The following is a 13,980-nucleotide window of genomic DNA, read 5'->3' as shown; positions in this document are numbered from 1 at the left end:
CATGCGGTCCGACGGGGAGAGACATGGAGGCGCGGGCCGACGGCGGAATGCCGATCGACGAGACGCACCACCGGGACACCCCGCCCGTTGACGTTCAGTCCGTCGCGGCAGGTCTCCTGGCTCGCAGGTCGTCACCCCCGTCGGCCTTCCCGGTGCCGGGAGGCACCAGTGGCGATGTTCGACGCGGGCTCACTGCTTACAGTTGCGGGGGCAGCGCCGGCATCACACCGGCTTCCCTCTTAGCCTCCGGGGCCAAAGGGCGACCCCGGAAGAACCGTGACGCCTGCATCTAGTAGCCTATCGATGATTCGTGTCAATATCTGGTTGGGGCTTTCCTCGCCGTTCTGCAGGGCGGCTCGGGCTCCGCATCGGCGTGAGGGGCTCCGGGCCGTCGTCGCCGGATCCGGCGGAGCAGGTCCATGCCGTGCCCTCCCGCCGGCATCCACGGCGATCGGACGCGAGGGGACATTTCAAAGGAAGAGATGGACGGTCTCGTCGAACGCCTCGACATGGCCTGCTTCGACGAGAGCGCCCTGGACGACAAGGCCGAGAACCAGCGCGAGCAATGTCCTGGCCACGGCGGTCCTGTCCGATCGGACCGCCGCGCCGCTCTCCTCCCACCGCTCCGCCACGCGTGCGAGGTCGAGCAGGAGGCGATCGTGATGCGCGCGCAGCTTCGCGCGGATCTGCTCGTTGCGCTGGGCTTCCGCCCATCCCAGCAGGGCCATCCGTCTCAGATCGACGTCGCCCCTGCGCGAGACCGTGTCGATCGCATGCGTGAGCAGCCGGACGAAGTCCTTCGGGGCCGGAATGGGCTCGCGTCGAAGCAGAGGCGCGAACGCCTCGGCAAGCTCCGCCATGGAAGCCTCGGCGGCGGCAAGGATGAGGTCGTCCTTGCTCTTGAAATAGCGATAGACCGCGCCCGCCGAGAAGCCGGAGGCGCGGATGATGTCCTCCATCGTGGTCGGGTGGTAGCCTTGCGCCTCGAAGCAGCGCCGGGCGGCATGCAGCAGGTGCATGTGCCGCTGGTCGCGCTTTCTCTGGGGCAGAGTCGGCATCACCGCCTCACACGCAGAAGGACCGCGCCGAACCGGTCCGGCGGGGTGGTTGTTCGCTTTTCGCGCGACGGCGGGCACATCGTCGTCGCGCCCACCGGAACCGGATCCCGGCGCAGCCGCGGCAGGAGGCACGGGTCGATCAAGGCCCGGCGCCTCTACAGCGTGATGTACATGCTGAACAGGAGATTCAACGAGCTGCCTTCGCCCTTGAAATATTGAATGCTGGGATGATCCGTGTATCCGAGTCCTATCGTCGTATAGAGTCCCGGCCTGACATGAAACATATAGGACGCCGTGACGCTGTTGGCATACTCGTTGGCGAACAGGTTCGTGTACTGGGAATATTGATTGGTCAGGTCCTGGACGTATTTGCTCACCACATTGTGGTTGTAGATCAGAGAAACCATGTCCTGGGGCCGACTGTCGAACGGCCCGAGCCAGTAGGCGCGGGCTTCGTAGTACTCGTTGAAGGCCGCTATGGCCGCCGAGCCGCGCATGAAGGTGGCGCCGAGATAGAGCCCGCGATAGGCGGTGAGCGGCGAAGACGGCGCCTGCTGCCAGACCTGGTAGTCTCCGAGCACGTAGAACCCGAGAGCGCCGTCCTTCGTCGCCGCGGGATTGGCCAGGAGCCGGCTGTAATCCTTGAACGTCGAGGAATTGTACAAGAGGCCCGCGCGCAGCCATGTTCCCGGTCGCTCCGGGGCCGCCTGCGTCCTGTAGCCGAGCTCGTTCGTGTACAGCACGCGCGTTCCCCGGACCGGCGAGCCGAAATCGAAGCCCGACGGGTTGGCGTCCACTTCGTCGTAGATCGGGTTTCCAGTCGGGCCGTTGACCGGCAGGCTTCGTTGAATCCCGGTCTGCGCATAGATCGCGTCGGTGATGTGCCAGGTCGCGCGGAAGTTCGGCGTGCCGATATTGTTGGGCGACATGCCCATCACCAGGGGCAGGAAGCCGCCCGGGCCGAACGGATTGGTGACGATGCCGCCGACGAAGGTTCCCATGAATTCCGTCAGGGACGGAAAGTATCCGACCTTGATCTCGACCCTCTTGTCGAACAACGTCTGATACCAGGACAGCAGGAAGCCCCGGAACGTGTTCGGGCTGTAGGCCTGGTCCGTGGTGAGCCCCCAATGGGCGCCGGCGGCGATCTGGCCGTCGGGAATGCCCCAACGGCTCGTGTCGTAGGTGAGGTAGGCCAGGTTGGAGTCGTAGATGTCGGGGCGCTGCCCGAAATATGACCGCCCGCCCGCGCAGTTATAGTCGATGTTCGAGGGCTGGCACGGCGGCGCGCTGGACGGCACGCGACGGGGCGTGTCGAGAATATTGCCCTGGGCGATCGGAATGAATTGCGCCGTGAAGCCGAAGCCGTAGGACGCCAGCACGCTCCGCCAGTTGCCGTCATCCTGCGTCAGGCTGTCGCCGTAGGACGGAAACGGAATATTCCATCCCTTGTATCCATAGACCTCGTCGAGGGCCCGGGCGCGCGCGGCCGAGTCCAGCGGCGGCGGTGCCGCAGCCGACTCCGCCGGCTTCGACGGATGCACGCGCTTCTTGGCGTGCGCCGGCTTCTTCACCGTCGCGTCGGCGGCGCCCGGCCCCTCCAGGGACGGCGACGGTTGCGACGGCTCGGTTGCCTTGGCCGGCCAGGCGCCCAGGACGAGCGCGCCCAGCACGAGCCCGGTAGGCAGGCCGGCGCGGCGCCGAAGGCGATGAGCATCCTCATGTCGATCGAAGGCGTGCCCGGGAAGGCCGCCGGTCGTGCCATCCCTGTAGCGCCCTGCCAAGTCGCGGAAGGTCATTCTAATCCCCCTATACTGGAAATCACGCGTTGCCGTTTCTTGCTTCTGGTGCTGAAGAGCGACGGCTTTTCTAGGCAGCCACGCGCAGGGCTTCGGCTTCTTCCTTCTCCTCCGATCTGACGGCGCGCAGGAGGTAGACGATCATCATGGCCTTCCAGAACAGGAACGCGATCGACGGTATGCCGAAGGTGAAGAGGCCGTTCCAGGCGAATGGTCCCTCCGTATAGGGATAGACGAGACAGCCGGGGGCGAAGATCACCGCAAAGACGAGGTTTGCATAACCGAACCATTTCGGAAAAACCGGATTGGCCCGGCGGTCCCAGAGCGCGGAAAGACCGATCACCGCGATGTTGATCGAGAAGATGAAAGCGACGCCGACATAGGTCAGCCAGTAGAAGTCGCTCATCAGCAGCACGAGCGCGGGATCGCGGTCGGGGCGATAGGCCGCCGTGGCGAGCATGGCCATCGGGTAGATCCACCCTGTCGGGGCAACCACGGCGGTGGTCAGCTGCAGGTAGGACAGGATGCCCCAGCCGCCCTCGATCCGGCTCATCTGCTGGCTGGTGATGACGGCGAAGAAGTAGAAGAACGGCGCGAAATAGCCGGTTGCCACGGTGGCCCACAGGATCCTGCTGCGGTTCTCGACCATGAACGCGGCGATCTCCTTGGCGCCGAAGCTCGGCGGCGGCGGCGGCATCAGCGGCGCGATGATGCTGAACGCCAGCAGGCTCCCGAGCACCACGATCAGGCCGGACCACACCGAAAAGCGGTACAATCGAAACTTGATCTTCGGATCCAACCCGATCACGGCATCCGTTCTCATGTCTATTCCTCCCCTCTATCTGCGGTGCGTCCCGGGACGCTTCCGGTTGCTCGAGATGTGCTGATGGCGTTCGCGGGCCGAGCCGATGTCGGGCACGCGCTCCTCCATGCCGGCTGCGATCGATCGTCGTGGCCGTGGCGAGTCTTCTTGGCGTCGGACTTGACGGGTGCCGCGCTTACTTCCCGCGCGTGTGGAACTCCGTCGTGATCCGTTCGAACTCCGTCTTTCGCTCGATCTGCACCCAGTGCCCGCAGCGCGAGAACGTGTGCAGCTCGACCTCGGGCAGCCACCGGTTGGCGAAATGGGCCTGGTCGTAGGGCAGCGTCCGGTCGTCGCGGCCCCAGAGCAGCAGGGTCGGCGTGGCGATCGTCGCCGCCCTGGTCCATAGCGGCGGGCTGCCGGCCCGCATCTTCGGGTCGAACATCGAGCCGAAGATGCGCTTCAGCCGCGGGATCACGCCTTCGGCCGAGGCATTCCGCATGCGCTCGTCGATCAGCTCGTTGGTGATTGTCCGGTGGTCGTAGACCATCGTCTTCACCCAGGCGATCATGCGATCGCGGGTCGGATCGTCGAGGAACTCGAACAGCCTGAGGAACCCCTCGCTGGGGTCGGTCCCGAAGATGCCGACCGACAACCCGCCGGAGCCGATCAGGCACATCCGGCGCACGCGGTCCGGATGCAGGGCCGCGAGCTCGGCGGTCACCGCCCCGCCCATGGAATTGCCGGTGAAGCACGCCGAGCCGATGCCGAGGTGGTCCATCAGGCGCGCGATCCAGCGCGCCGCCAGGGTGGGATAATATTCGTTCAGCTCCGGCAGGCCCGTCGCGCCGAAGCCTGGCATGTCCGGCATGATGGTCCGGAAGCTCCGGGCGAACACCGGCAGGTTGTGCTGGAAATTCGACCATGCGCTGACCCCCGGCCCGGAACCGTGGAGCAGGATCAGGGGCTCACCCTCGCCGGCCTCGTGATAGGCGAAGGGAATTCCGTCGATCTCGGCGGTCTTGCGCGTCGCGTCGTCGCTGTTGGGCGTCGTCATGTCCGCTTGCCCGCCCGTCACGTGCGCCGGTGCGGCAGGTCGAGCCCCGCGGAGGGCGTCGTCGTGACATAGGAGCTGGTCTGCGGGTCGACCGAGGGCAGGTCCCCGTACCAGGTCAGGCCGATCGGGTTGTCGGCCTTCCACTCGATGGGCTCCCAGTCGGGCTCGAAGAACTCCCGGCCGCCCGAATAGAGCTCGATCCGGTGTCCGGAGCCGGGATCGCGAAGGTAGAGATACATGGCCTGGCCGATGCCGTGCTTGCCCGGCCCGGCATCGATCTGGATGTCGAGGTCCTTGAGCTGGTCGGCCGCCGTCAGCATGTCGTGGAAGTTCTCGATCGCGAAGGCGACGTGGTGGAATTGCGCATCCTGCCCGTTCGGCGCGGCGCCGATCGCGATGTCGTGCAGCTTCGAGTTGACCGACAGCCACGAGGCCAGGATCAGGCCCGGCGCCTGCGGCAGCGTCAGGAATTCGCGACGCCTGAACCCGAGGCTCTCGCGCAGCCAGGCCTCCGCCTGATTGATCGTGGCGGGGCTGGTCATGACGTTGAGATGGTCGAGCCGCCGCACGCCGAGTCCGCGCCGGCGCGAGCTGTTGCCCGGCAGGCGCGAGCGCAGGCCCGCGGGCGGCTGCGGCCTTGCCATGTCGTGGAACAGCTCGATGGGGTGGCCGCCACCGGGGATGAGGAAGCGGATCGCTTCGCCGCGGCCCGTCTCGCTCCCCGCGGGCAGCACCCGGACGTCGAGGCCCTCGGCGGTGAGCTGCTCATGGAACAGCTCGACGTCCTGGGGCCGTGCGACGCGGAAGCTGTAGGCATTGATGATCGCCTCGTCCTGCTGGGTCAGCACGAGGCAGTGGTGGTCCCACTCCTGGTAGCCCCTGAGATAGGCGACGCCGTCATCCTCGGCGGTCACCTCCATGCCGAACAGGTCGCGGAAGAACCAGAGCGAGCGCTCGAGGTCCGGGGTGCCGATGTTGATGCCTCCGGCATGGGCGATCCGGGGCCCCGGGTCGTAGCCGCGTGTCATGATCGTCGTCTCCAGACATGGGTTGCTTCGGATGGGGGAGGGGCGGGGAGGCCGCCCGCGGCGAAGGCGGTTCGTGCCGCCCTACGACGCCGCCGCGCGGAGATTGAGGGCGATGTCGGTGAGCATGTCTTCCTGGCCGCCGACGAGCTTGCGCCGCCCCGCCTCGATCAGGATCTCGCGGGCGTCGACGCCATAGTCCCGGGCGGCGTTCTCGGCATGGCGCAGGAAGCTGCCGTAGACGCCGGCATAGCCGATGGTGAGGGTCTGCCGGTCGACCCGCACGGGACGGTCCTGCAGTGGGCGGACGAGGTCGTCGGCCGCGTCCTCGAGCGCGAAGAGATCGCAGCCGGTGTCCCAGCCCAGGAGGTTGGCGACGGCGACGAACGCCTCGAGCGGGGTGTTGCCCGCCGCGGCGCCGTGCCCGGCGAGGGACGCGTCGATGCGGTATGCGCCTTCCTCGATCGCCGCGACGGAATTCGCCACGCCGAGCGAGAGGTTCTCGTGGCAGTGGATCCCGACCTGAGTCATCGGATCGAGCACGTCCCGGTAGGCCCGCACCCGCTCGCGGACGTCGTTGGTGGTCAATCGCCCCGCCGAGTCGGTGATGTAGACGCAATGCGCCCCGTAGGACTGCATCAGCAGCGCCTGCTTTGCGAGGTCTGCCGGCCCGATCATGTGCGCCATCATCAGGAAGGCCGCCACGTCCATGCCGAGCTTGCGCGCCTCGGCGATGTGCTGGGCCGCGACGTCCGCCTCGGTGCAGTGCGTGGCGACGCGAACGGAGCGCACGCCGAGCGCATGGGCGCGCCTGAGCTCGGCGATCGTGCCGACCCCCGGCAGCAGCAGCGTGGCGATCACCGCCTTTTCCGCCGCCTCGACCGCGGCTTCGATCCAGGCCCAGTCGGTGTGCGAGCCGGGACCGTAGTTGAGGCTCGCCCCGGCCAGCCCGTCGCCATGGCTGACCTCGATCGAGGCGACTCCCGCCCGGTCGAGCGCCTTGACGATGGTCCGCAGCGTCTCCGGCGCCATGCGATGCCGCAGCGCATGCATGCCGTCCCGCAGCGTGACGTCCTGGACGTATAACTGCCGGCCCATCACGCCGCTCTCCTCTGCCGCTCGGCGATCTGCTCGGCGACGCGCATCGCCGCCGAGGTCATGATGTCCAGATTGCCCGCATAGGCCGGCAGGTAATGCGCCGCTCCCTCGACCTCGAGGAACACCGTCACCTTGGTGTCCACGGGCCCGCAGTCCTCGGGCAGCAGGGTCGCGACCTCGGCGGCGTCGATCGGGGTGAACTGCACCGCCTGCACCAGCCGATAGCCCGGCACATAGGCGGCGACCTCGGCCACCATGTCCTCGATCGACCGGCGGATCCTCTCCCGATCGGCTCCGCCCACCAGGCAATAGACCGTGTCCCGCATGATCAGCGGCGGCTCCGCCGGGTTCAGGATGATGATCGCCTTGCCGCGGCGGGCCCCGCCGACCTGCTCGATCGCATGCGCGGTGGTCTCGGTGAACTCGTCGATGTTCGCCCGCGTTCCCGGGCCGGCCGAGCGCGACGACACCGAGGCGACGATCTCCGCGTAGGCAACCTCGGCGACGCGCGACACGGCCGCGACGATCGGGATCGTCGCCTGCCCGCCGCAGGTGACCATGTTGATGTTCGGGGCTTCCAGATGTTCGCCGAAGTTCACCGGCGGGATCACGAACGGCCCGATCGCCGCCGGCGTCAGGTCGATCAGCCGGACGCCGTGGGGCTTCAGCCGGCGGGCATTCTCCACATGGGCGGATGCGCTCGTGGCATCCATCACGATCCCGACCGTGCTGAATTCGGGCATGGCGAGGAGACCGTCGATGCCCCCCGCCGTCGTGGCGATCCCCAGCCGCGCCGCCCGCGCCAGGCCGTCCGAAGCCGGGTCGATGCCCACCATCGCCACGACGCGCAGGGTCTTGGAGCCGCGGAGGATCTTGAACATCAGGTCGGTGCCGATATTCCCCGACCCGACGATTGCGACCCCGACAGGATCCGTCATGCGATGCCTCCCTCTCGTGAAAACCGGGCGGTGATCGTCCCCAGCGGCGCGATCGCCGCCTCGAAGACGTCTCCGGGCCGCACGGCGACCATCGGCCCGAGCGCTCCCGACAGCACGATGTCCCCGGCGCGCAGCGGCGCGCCCAGCTCGATCGCCGTTCTCGCCAGCCATGCCAGCGCATTCAGCGGATCATCCAGGCAGGCCCGCCCGGTGCCCTGCGAGACCAGCTCGCCGTTCCGGCGGAGCGTCATCGTGACGTCGGCCGGCTCCACCGCATCGAGCGGCGTCCCCGCCAATCCGATCACGAACACCCCCGACGAGGCGTTGTCCGCCACCGTGTCGGTGATCCCGATCCGCCAGTCCGCGATCCGGCTGTCGACGATCTCGATGGCGGGGAAGGCGAGCGCCACCGCGCCGCGCACGGCGGCGGCATCCGGCGCATCGCCGATGTCGCGCGCCAGAAGGAAGGCCACCTCCGCCTCGGCCTTAGGCTGCAGCAGCCGTGCGAACGGAATGTCCGCGCCGTCCTCGTAGCGCATGTCGTCGAGCAGCACGCCGAAATCGGGCCGGTCGACGCCCACCTGCGCCTGCACCGCCGCCGATGTCAGGCCGATCTTCCGCCCGATCAGGCGCGCGCCGGCGGCTATCCGGCGGGCGGCGATATGCTGCTGGACCTCGTAGGCCGCGGCGATGTCGCTCGGGCCGATCAGATCGACGATCGGCGGACAGGGCAGGCGAGCGGCGCTCGCGCGTTCCAGACGCTCGACGGCGGCCAGGAGGCCGTCAGACCCGACGCTCATGCGCGGCATCCCTTGCCGCTCGATGCAGCCGCGATCCAGGCCGGTGCCATCCCCTGACGGTGCGGCCGTCGCAGTCCTGCCGCCGATTTTGCATCGGACATGCTTCACCTCCCTGGTGCATCGCCCTCGGGTCATGGGCTTGGATGAATGGCGACCGGCTGATCGCCGTTCGATGGTCTTGAGTTGAGCCGCAGCGCCGCCAGGCCGGCTCGTCGAGCGCCGCCGACGGGAAGACCGGCTCCAGGGCACGTCATCCGCGGAACCGGCTGGCCCCCAGGCTCAGACCTGACCGGGATCGTGGGTCATCGCGGTGCGATCCGCATTACCCACCTGGTCAAGATCAGAGCCGCTTTCTGTCGGCTCGTTGCTTTCTTCATCACGTCGCGATCTTCGCCTCATCATGCCGCACGTCTTCCGCGCCGGGCCGGCTCGAGGTCGTCCCGTGCGTCAGCGCTTGGGTCCGGCCGATCAGTAGGTCGAGCCAGTCCAGGGCGGCCCGCATCGGCTGGTCACCGACCTTCCTGAGGTCCACCTCGGCTCCGAGGCCCGACAGCGCGGCTGCGGCCCCGGCCATGCTTCGCGCCTGCTCGAGTAGGAGGACCGGCAGCCGCAGGGGAGGGCGGGGCTCGATGGGCAGGGAACCGAGGGTCTGCGGCAGCGGCCCGTCGATGGACACGACGCCCGCGAGCAATTCCGGCCAGATCGTCGCCAGCGTCAGCGCCATGACGCCGCCTTCGCCCTTGCCGATGATGAAGCTCCGTGCCTTGCCGGCTCCGAAGGAGAGATCGACGAGCAGGGTTTCCAGATGATGCAGGCCGTCGCCGAACGTGGTTGGCTCGGGCCTGTCATAGGGCCCGAGGAACCAGAAATGGCCGAGCGTGTCCGCCCCGGTCATCTGCGTGCGCGCCGAGCGGACGCAGACGACACGTGCGCCGCTCGGCAGCCTGTCGACGGGCATCCCGCCCGGATTGTCGTATCGATCGTGCAGCAGCAGGACGGGCGGGCCGTTTCGATCGCCATGCGTCCAGGTCAGGAGCGGGCTTCTGCGCGGCATGCTCAATCCGCCGTGCAGCCGGTGATCCAGGCCTCGATGGCCTTGATCTCGGCCTCGGTGAGCCTTCCGCCCAAGGGCATCCGCGCCCCGTTGCCGCCGACTTCCAGATGCGTCCCGGCGGTCTTCCGGAAGAGATAGCTCCGCAGGGGATCGCCAGGGGTCACCAGCGCCATCCTGGCTTCCCGGCTGGAAACACCGAGAAGGCTGGCCGGAGCGGATGTCCTTTGCAGGGACAGGCCGCCGGCACGGGCGGCGTCCTGATGGCAGGCCACGCACCTGGTGTTGAGGATCGGCTGCACGCTGGTTCGGAACGCGCCCTTGCAGGCTTCGTCGGCCAGGCATGCGCCGCCCATGAGCAGAAATCCGACGGCCGCGACCGCGGCAGCCAGGGGGCTGGACGTCATCATGGTCAGGATGCTTTCGAAAGGGGAGCGGGCGCGAGCCGCACCCGCCGCGACGATCGTCACGGCTGCGTGGCGGCGTGCTCGCCGGCGATGTAGCCGTAGGTCAGGGCCAGCCCGAGCGTTCCGCCGGCCCCCCAATAGGCCTGGCCCGACGGCGAGGCCGCGCAGTTGCCGGCGGCATAGAGGCCGGCTATCGGCCGATCATGCACGTCCAGGACCTGGGCGCTGGTGTTGGTCACCGGTCCGCCCTTGGTATCGAGCGTGCCCGGCCCGAGGATGATGCAGTGGAAGGGGCCGGTCTGGGCGAACGGATACATCCATTTGTTCGGCTTGTCGTTGTTGGCGCCGGGCACATGGAAGGCATGCTCGATCGGCAGTTCGCCGCGGTGGAACTCGAGATCGACGCCCGTCCTGGCGTAATCGTTGAACCGGGCCACGGTCTCCTGGAGCGTGGGGACGAAATCCTTGTCGAGCTTGAACGCGCCGATCCGGTCGGCGAGAGATGCGAGCCGCTCCTGGATGGCCGCGGCAAGCGCCCCCCAGCTCGCGGCGGTGATGATATAGGCCGGCATGTCGGCGCCGACCGGCGGCATCAGTTGCGCGCCGCCATAGGCGATCGCGTGGTCATCGAACAGCATGAACTGGTAGAGGTTGCAGTATTCGGCCCTCGAAGGGTCCCAGGTGACGTGGCTTCGGGTGCGCTCGTTGTAGACGTGCTTCTCGTCGTACATCCGGTGGCCGAGCTTGTTGACCACGATCATGCTGTCCCCGCCGAGCAGGAACACACCGCCGGGCACGCTCGAAAACTCCAGCACCTCTTCGAGCACCTCCTGCTGCAGCCAGGCCTCGTTCATGTTGCCGAGCTTGGAGCCGATCTCGATCGCCATCTTGACGAAGTCGCCCTGGTTGGTGGGCACCGCGCAACCGCCGAGGACGGGAATGCGGAGAAAGTCCTTGCGCATCTCCGCATTCTGGGTGAAGCCGCCCGAGCCGAAGACGACCCCCTTGCGGGCGCGCACGGACAGGGGGCGATCCGGCGTGCCAATCTCGACGCCGACCACCCGCCGCGTGTCGTCGACGACGATCCGGGTCACGGCATGATCGACCCTCACGGGCGCTCCCCTGGCTTCGGCGAAAGCCGAGAGCTGGCGCACCATGTCGCCGCCGAACCCCGGCCCGCCGTCCTGGTCGCTTGGGCGCAATGTCCGCCCCACCGACCTCTTGTTCTCGGGCAGCTGGCCCTGATAGTCGGGGAGCAGGCCCGTCGCGCCCAGCTGCTGCTGCGACAGCATCGCGCCCGTGTCGGCAAGCGTCCTGGTGACCCTGGAGCCGTGGTCGTAGAAGGTCGACAACAGCTCGTACCCCAGTTGTGAAAGCCCCAAGGTCTTGTGATCGGCCCGGTAGAGCTGGGGATAGGCGACCCTCGCCATGTATCGCAGGGCGTCTTCCTTGGGATCCGCCAGTCCCTTCGCCTGCATGTAGGGGTTGTTCGGAATCCAGAACGCGCCGCCCGACTTGGCCGTCGTGCCGCCGGGAATCGGGCCCTTCTCCAGGACGGCGACCTTGGCGCCGTTCTGCAGGGCGCCGGCGGCGGCGGCGAGCGCCGCGCATCCCGAGCCGACGATGACGACATCGGTTTCCTCATCCCAGCTCCGCTGCTGCGCGCTGGCGATGGTCGAAACGCCGAGAGCTGCGCCGGCCGCGCCGAGGCCCGCGGCCTTGAAGAACGCGCGGCGTGACACCCGGGACGGCGCTTCTTGCGTCATCTCGCCCGCGTCGGTCGCGGCAAGGCGGCCGGGATCTGGTTCGTTCATGGATTGCTTCCTCCCAGGGGCCCGTTGGCGGGCCACTTGCGACGAGACGCTCCGTAGTCCCAGCCGGCGGCGAGGCTCGGGAACGGTCGCATCCCATGCCGTCCGCGGAGGCGGTCGCCCCTCGGCGTCAGGCATGGCGGGCAGCATGGGTCAGCATGGCAGTCGGCGCATTACCCACTCGGTCAAGACGTGCAAACACCTTGGATTGACGCGTCAGATCGCTGCGCATACCGTCTTCGGCAAGAGTTGACCGGCCAAGGTCGACCGACAGGGAGGCGAGGAGCGAGTGAGAGACTTGGAACCTCAGCGGCATCTGCGAGACGTCGCCTTTCAACTCTACCGTGCCGCAACGCAGCCAAATCCACTGGACAGCTGGGCGAGGTTGATTTCCGATCTACTTGACACTCGAACGGCAGATCTCACGGTTTTCGCACCGTCCGGCCTGGCTGTCGAAAACGGAAGCATCGGAACCGGCGCCGAGGGGGCCCGGGACTATATGGAGACCTATCAATACATCAATCCCTTGTGGAAATTCTGGCAGACGGCGGTGCCTGGCCAGGTCATCCGGCTCGACGACGGCCTGATCGACGATGAATGCCGGCGGTCGACGTTCTATGCTCGCTATGGCGACTATCTCGACAAGGGCGATGGCGTCTGCATGCTGCTCAGCATCCGAACGGCAAAGGTCCTCGTGCATGCGAGCCAGCCCAGGCGGCCGGGCGAGGGGCAGATCAACGCCGATCTTCTGGAAAATCTTCGCGAGGACTTGCTGCTGTCGTTCGAGATTGCCGGCACGTTTACGCATGCCTCCAACATGACCGGCAATATCATCCGCAGCCTGGACCAGAAGGGTATCGGTGCCGCGCTCCTGTCCGAAGACGATCGCATCGAGAAGTCCAACAGCAGCATGAACGACTTGCTGCGGGCCGGGAGCGTGCTTCGTCTCGACGGGGGGCGGCTGGTTTCCGGCTCGGCAATCCAGTCGTCCGAATTCTCCGACCTGGTTCGTCGCACCAGGCGGAACGGCGTGCCCGGTCGGCTTTCCTACTGCGACCCCGCGGGACGGCGGCGCGGCAGCGTCGTCGCCTATCCGGCGCCGACCAGCTTCGACTGGGAAGGCGTGCATCAAAGCAAGATCGTCCTGCTCGTGACGGACAGTTCTCGTCCCAAGGAGCTGCTGGCGGACAATCTGGGCAAGAATTACGGCCTCACACGGGCCGAGACCCGCGTCGCCAGCCTGCTCCTGGACGGCAAGACATCCCGTCAGATCGCGACGGAGCTCAAGGTGCAGGCCAACTCGGTCCGGGCGCATCTCAAGGCGACCTATGCGAAGACGGGTACGCATTCGCAAGTCGAGCTGCTCAATCTTCTCCAGGTCGAGAGCGAGCAGGCGCTTTAGGCGTCGGTGAGGAATAAGTGCTTCAGATGAGACGCGGGGAACCCCTCTCCCGACTGGGAGAGGGGTTCCCCGCGTCACTTCCATTCAGTTGATCGCCGACGCTTCCTTGGCTTTCGGGGCCGGGCCCATAGGGCACCCCGCCGCAGGCAGCGGTCACCGCCAGTCGAGCAGGCGATCGAGCAGGCGGTCGGCGTTGGAGAGGTAGTCACCGTAGGAGCCGCGAAAGAACAGCAGCGGCGTCCTGTCCGAGACGGTATGGAGCTCGCGCACGCGCCCGACGATGAGATGGTGATCTCCGATCTCGATCACCGTGTCGATCGTGCAGTCGATCCAGGCGACGATCCCCTCGATGACGGGATTGCCCAGCGCCGAGGGCGCCCAGCGCACGCCGTCAAACCGCGCGCTGCCCCTCGCGGCCAGCTTCCGGCAAAGGCGCTCCTGGTCCGCTGCGAGCACGTTGACGCAGAACCGTCCCGCGGCCTGGAGCTTCGCCTGGGTCGAGGAGAGGCTGTCCGCCAGGAACGAGACGAGAGGCGGGTTCAGCGACACCGATGTGAAGGATCCCACGATCATCCCCACCGGCTCCTGCTCGGAGCCCGTCGCGGTGACCGCCACCACGCCGGTCGGGACGTTGCCGAGCACCGTCCGGAAGTGCCGCGCGTCGATCGGCCGGGCGGGCGCGGCGACAGTGCCGACCGCCGCCGCCTTCTTCTGCTTGTCCTGCATCGCGAG

General features: G+C 67.4%; 13 protein-coding genes and 1 riboswitch. Of the genes, 1 reads left to right on the top strand and 12 read right to left on the bottom strand.

Annotated elements, in window-relative coordinates:
• Positions 1 to 89: 89 nt before the first annotated feature.
• A riboswitch (cobalamin riboswitch) is annotated at positions 90 to 293 on the bottom strand.
• 177 nt (positions 294 to 470) lie between these two features.
• From QO011_RS34805 to QO011_RS34755, 11 genes are all read right to left on the bottom strand, one after another.
• Complete coding sequence (locus QO011_RS34805) at positions 471 to 1,190, bottom strand: TetR/AcrR family transcriptional regulator (RefSeq protein WP_307282762.1); 720 nt, start codon at positions 1,188 to 1,190, stop codon at positions 471 to 473.
• A gap of 23 nt (positions 1,191 to 1,213) precedes the next feature.
• Complete coding sequence (locus QO011_RS34800; RefSeq protein WP_307282760.1) at positions 1,214 to 2,857, bottom strand: carbohydrate porin; 1,644 nt, start codon at positions 2,855 to 2,857, stop codon at positions 1,214 to 1,216.
• 70 nt (positions 2,858 to 2,927) lie between these two features.
• Positions 2,928 to 3,680: a class III extradiol ring-cleavage dioxygenase family protein gene (locus QO011_RS34795; protein ID WP_307282757.1), complete on the bottom strand. Its 753-nt coding sequence runs from the start codon at positions 3,678 to 3,680 to the stop codon at positions 2,928 to 2,930.
• A gap of 175 nt (positions 3,681 to 3,855) precedes the next feature.
• Positions 3,856 to 4,716, bottom strand: coding sequence for an alpha/beta fold hydrolase (locus tag QO011_RS34790; protein ID WP_307282756.1), 861 nt, complete (start codon positions 4,714 to 4,716; stop codon positions 3,856 to 3,858).
• 17 nt (positions 4,717 to 4,733) lie between these two features.
• Complete coding sequence (locus tag QO011_RS34785) at positions 4,734 to 5,744, bottom strand: VOC family protein (protein ID WP_307282755.1); 1,011 nt, start codon at positions 5,742 to 5,744, stop codon at positions 4,734 to 4,736.
• Positions 5,745 to 5,825: 81 nt separating this feature from the next.
• Positions 5,826 to 6,839 carry a 4-hydroxy-2-oxovalerate aldolase gene (dmpG, locus tag QO011_RS34780; RefSeq protein ID WP_307282753.1) on the bottom strand — a complete coding sequence of 338 codons (1,014 nt, stop codon included), beginning with the start codon at positions 6,837 to 6,839 and terminating at the stop codon, positions 5,826 to 5,828.
• Positions 6,839 to 7,777, bottom strand: a complete 939-nt coding sequence (locus QO011_RS34775) for an acetaldehyde dehydrogenase (acetylating) (RefSeq protein ID WP_307282751.1) — start codon at positions 7,775 to 7,777, stop codon at positions 6,839 to 6,841. The genes dmpG and QO011_RS34775 overlap by 1 nt, the downstream gene beginning before the upstream one ends.
• Positions 7,774 to 8,826, bottom strand: coding sequence for a 2-keto-4-pentenoate hydratase (locus QO011_RS34770; protein ID WP_307282749.1), 1,053 nt, complete (start codon positions 8,824 to 8,826; stop codon positions 7,774 to 7,776). The genes QO011_RS34775 and QO011_RS34770 overlap by 4 nt, the downstream gene beginning before the upstream one ends.
• Positions 8,827 to 8,953: 127 nt before the next feature.
• Positions 8,954 to 9,631, bottom strand: a complete 678-nt coding sequence (locus tag QO011_RS34765; protein ID WP_307282746.1) for an alpha/beta hydrolase family protein — start codon at positions 9,629 to 9,631, stop codon at positions 8,954 to 8,956.
• Between the two features lie 2 nt (positions 9,632 to 9,633).
• Complete coding sequence (locus tag QO011_RS34760) at positions 9,634 to 10,098, bottom strand: hypothetical protein (RefSeq protein ID WP_307282744.1); 465 nt, start codon at positions 10,096 to 10,098, stop codon at positions 9,634 to 9,636.
• Positions 10,095 to 11,996 carry an FAD-dependent oxidoreductase gene (locus QO011_RS34755; protein WP_307282742.1) on the bottom strand — a complete coding sequence of 634 codons (1,902 nt, stop codon included), beginning with the start codon at positions 11,994 to 11,996 and terminating at the stop codon, positions 10,095 to 10,097. Before QO011_RS34755 ends, QO011_RS34760 begins: the two co-directional genes overlap by 4 nt.
• Positions 11,997 to 12,345: 349 nt before the next feature.
• Between QO011_RS34755 and QO011_RS34750 the strand changes: the two genes are divergently transcribed.
• The gene (locus QO011_RS34750) at positions 12,346 to 13,248 is read left to right on the top strand and encodes a helix-turn-helix transcriptional regulator (RefSeq protein WP_307282740.1); all 903 of its coding nucleotides are present in this window, start codon (positions 12,346 to 12,348) and stop codon (positions 13,246 to 13,248) included.
• A 153-nt stretch (positions 13,249 to 13,401) separates the two neighbouring features.
• Here QO011_RS34750 and QO011_RS34745 read toward each other — a convergent pair whose 3' ends face one another.
• Positions 13,402 to 13,974 (bottom strand): flavin reductase family protein, encoded by a 573-nt coding sequence (locus tag QO011_RS34745; RefSeq protein ID WP_307282738.1) that lies wholly within the window; start codon positions 13,972 to 13,974, stop codon positions 13,402 to 13,404.
• Positions 13,975 to 13,980 lie beyond the last annotated feature (6 nt).

Source organism: Labrys wisconsinensis, from assembly GCF_030814995.1.
GTDB classification, from domain to species: domain Bacteria; phylum Pseudomonadota; class Alphaproteobacteria; order Rhizobiales; family Labraceae; genus Labrys; species Labrys wisconsinensis.
The sequence above is the reverse complement of the archived record's forward strand: the minus strand, read 5'-3'. Positions and strand labels throughout refer to the sequence as shown.

Coding starts and splice junctions, on each gene's coding strand:
- QO011_RS34795 (WP_307282757.1), bottom strand. CDS start 3,680: ATGAGAACGGATGCCGTGATCGGGTTGGATCCGAAGATCAAGTTTCGA.
- QO011_RS34765 (WP_307282746.1), bottom strand. CDS start 9,631: ATGCCGCGCAGAAGCCCGCTCCTGACCTGGACGCATGGCGATCGAAAC.
- QO011_RS34750 (WP_307282740.1), top strand. CDS start 12,346: ATGGAGACCTATCAATACATCAATCCCTTGTGGAAATTCTGGCAGACG.
- QO011_RS34790 (WP_307282756.1), bottom strand. CDS start 4,716: ATGACGACGCCCAACAGCGACGACGCGACGCGCAAGACCGCCGAGATC.
- QO011_RS34800 (WP_307282760.1), bottom strand. CDS start 2,857: ATGACCTTCCGCGACTTGGCAGGGCGCTACAGGGATGGCACGACCGGC.
- dmpG (WP_307282753.1), bottom strand. CDS start 6,839: ATGGGCCGGCAGTTATACGTCCAGGACGTCACGCTGCGGGACGGCATG.
- QO011_RS34745 (WP_307282738.1), bottom strand. CDS start 13,974: ATGCAGGACAAGCAGAAGAAGGCGGCGGCGGTCGGCACTGTCGCCGCG.
- QO011_RS34755 (WP_307282742.1), bottom strand. CDS start 11,996: ATGCTGCCCGCCATGCCTGACGCCGAGGGGCGACCGCCTCCGCGGACG.
- QO011_RS34785 (WP_307282755.1), bottom strand. CDS start 5,744: ATGACACGCGGCTACGACCCGGGGCCCCGGATCGCCCATGCCGGAGGC.
- QO011_RS34775 (WP_307282751.1), bottom strand. CDS start 7,777: ATGACGGATCCTGTCGGGGTCGCAATCGTCGGGTCGGGGAATATCGGC.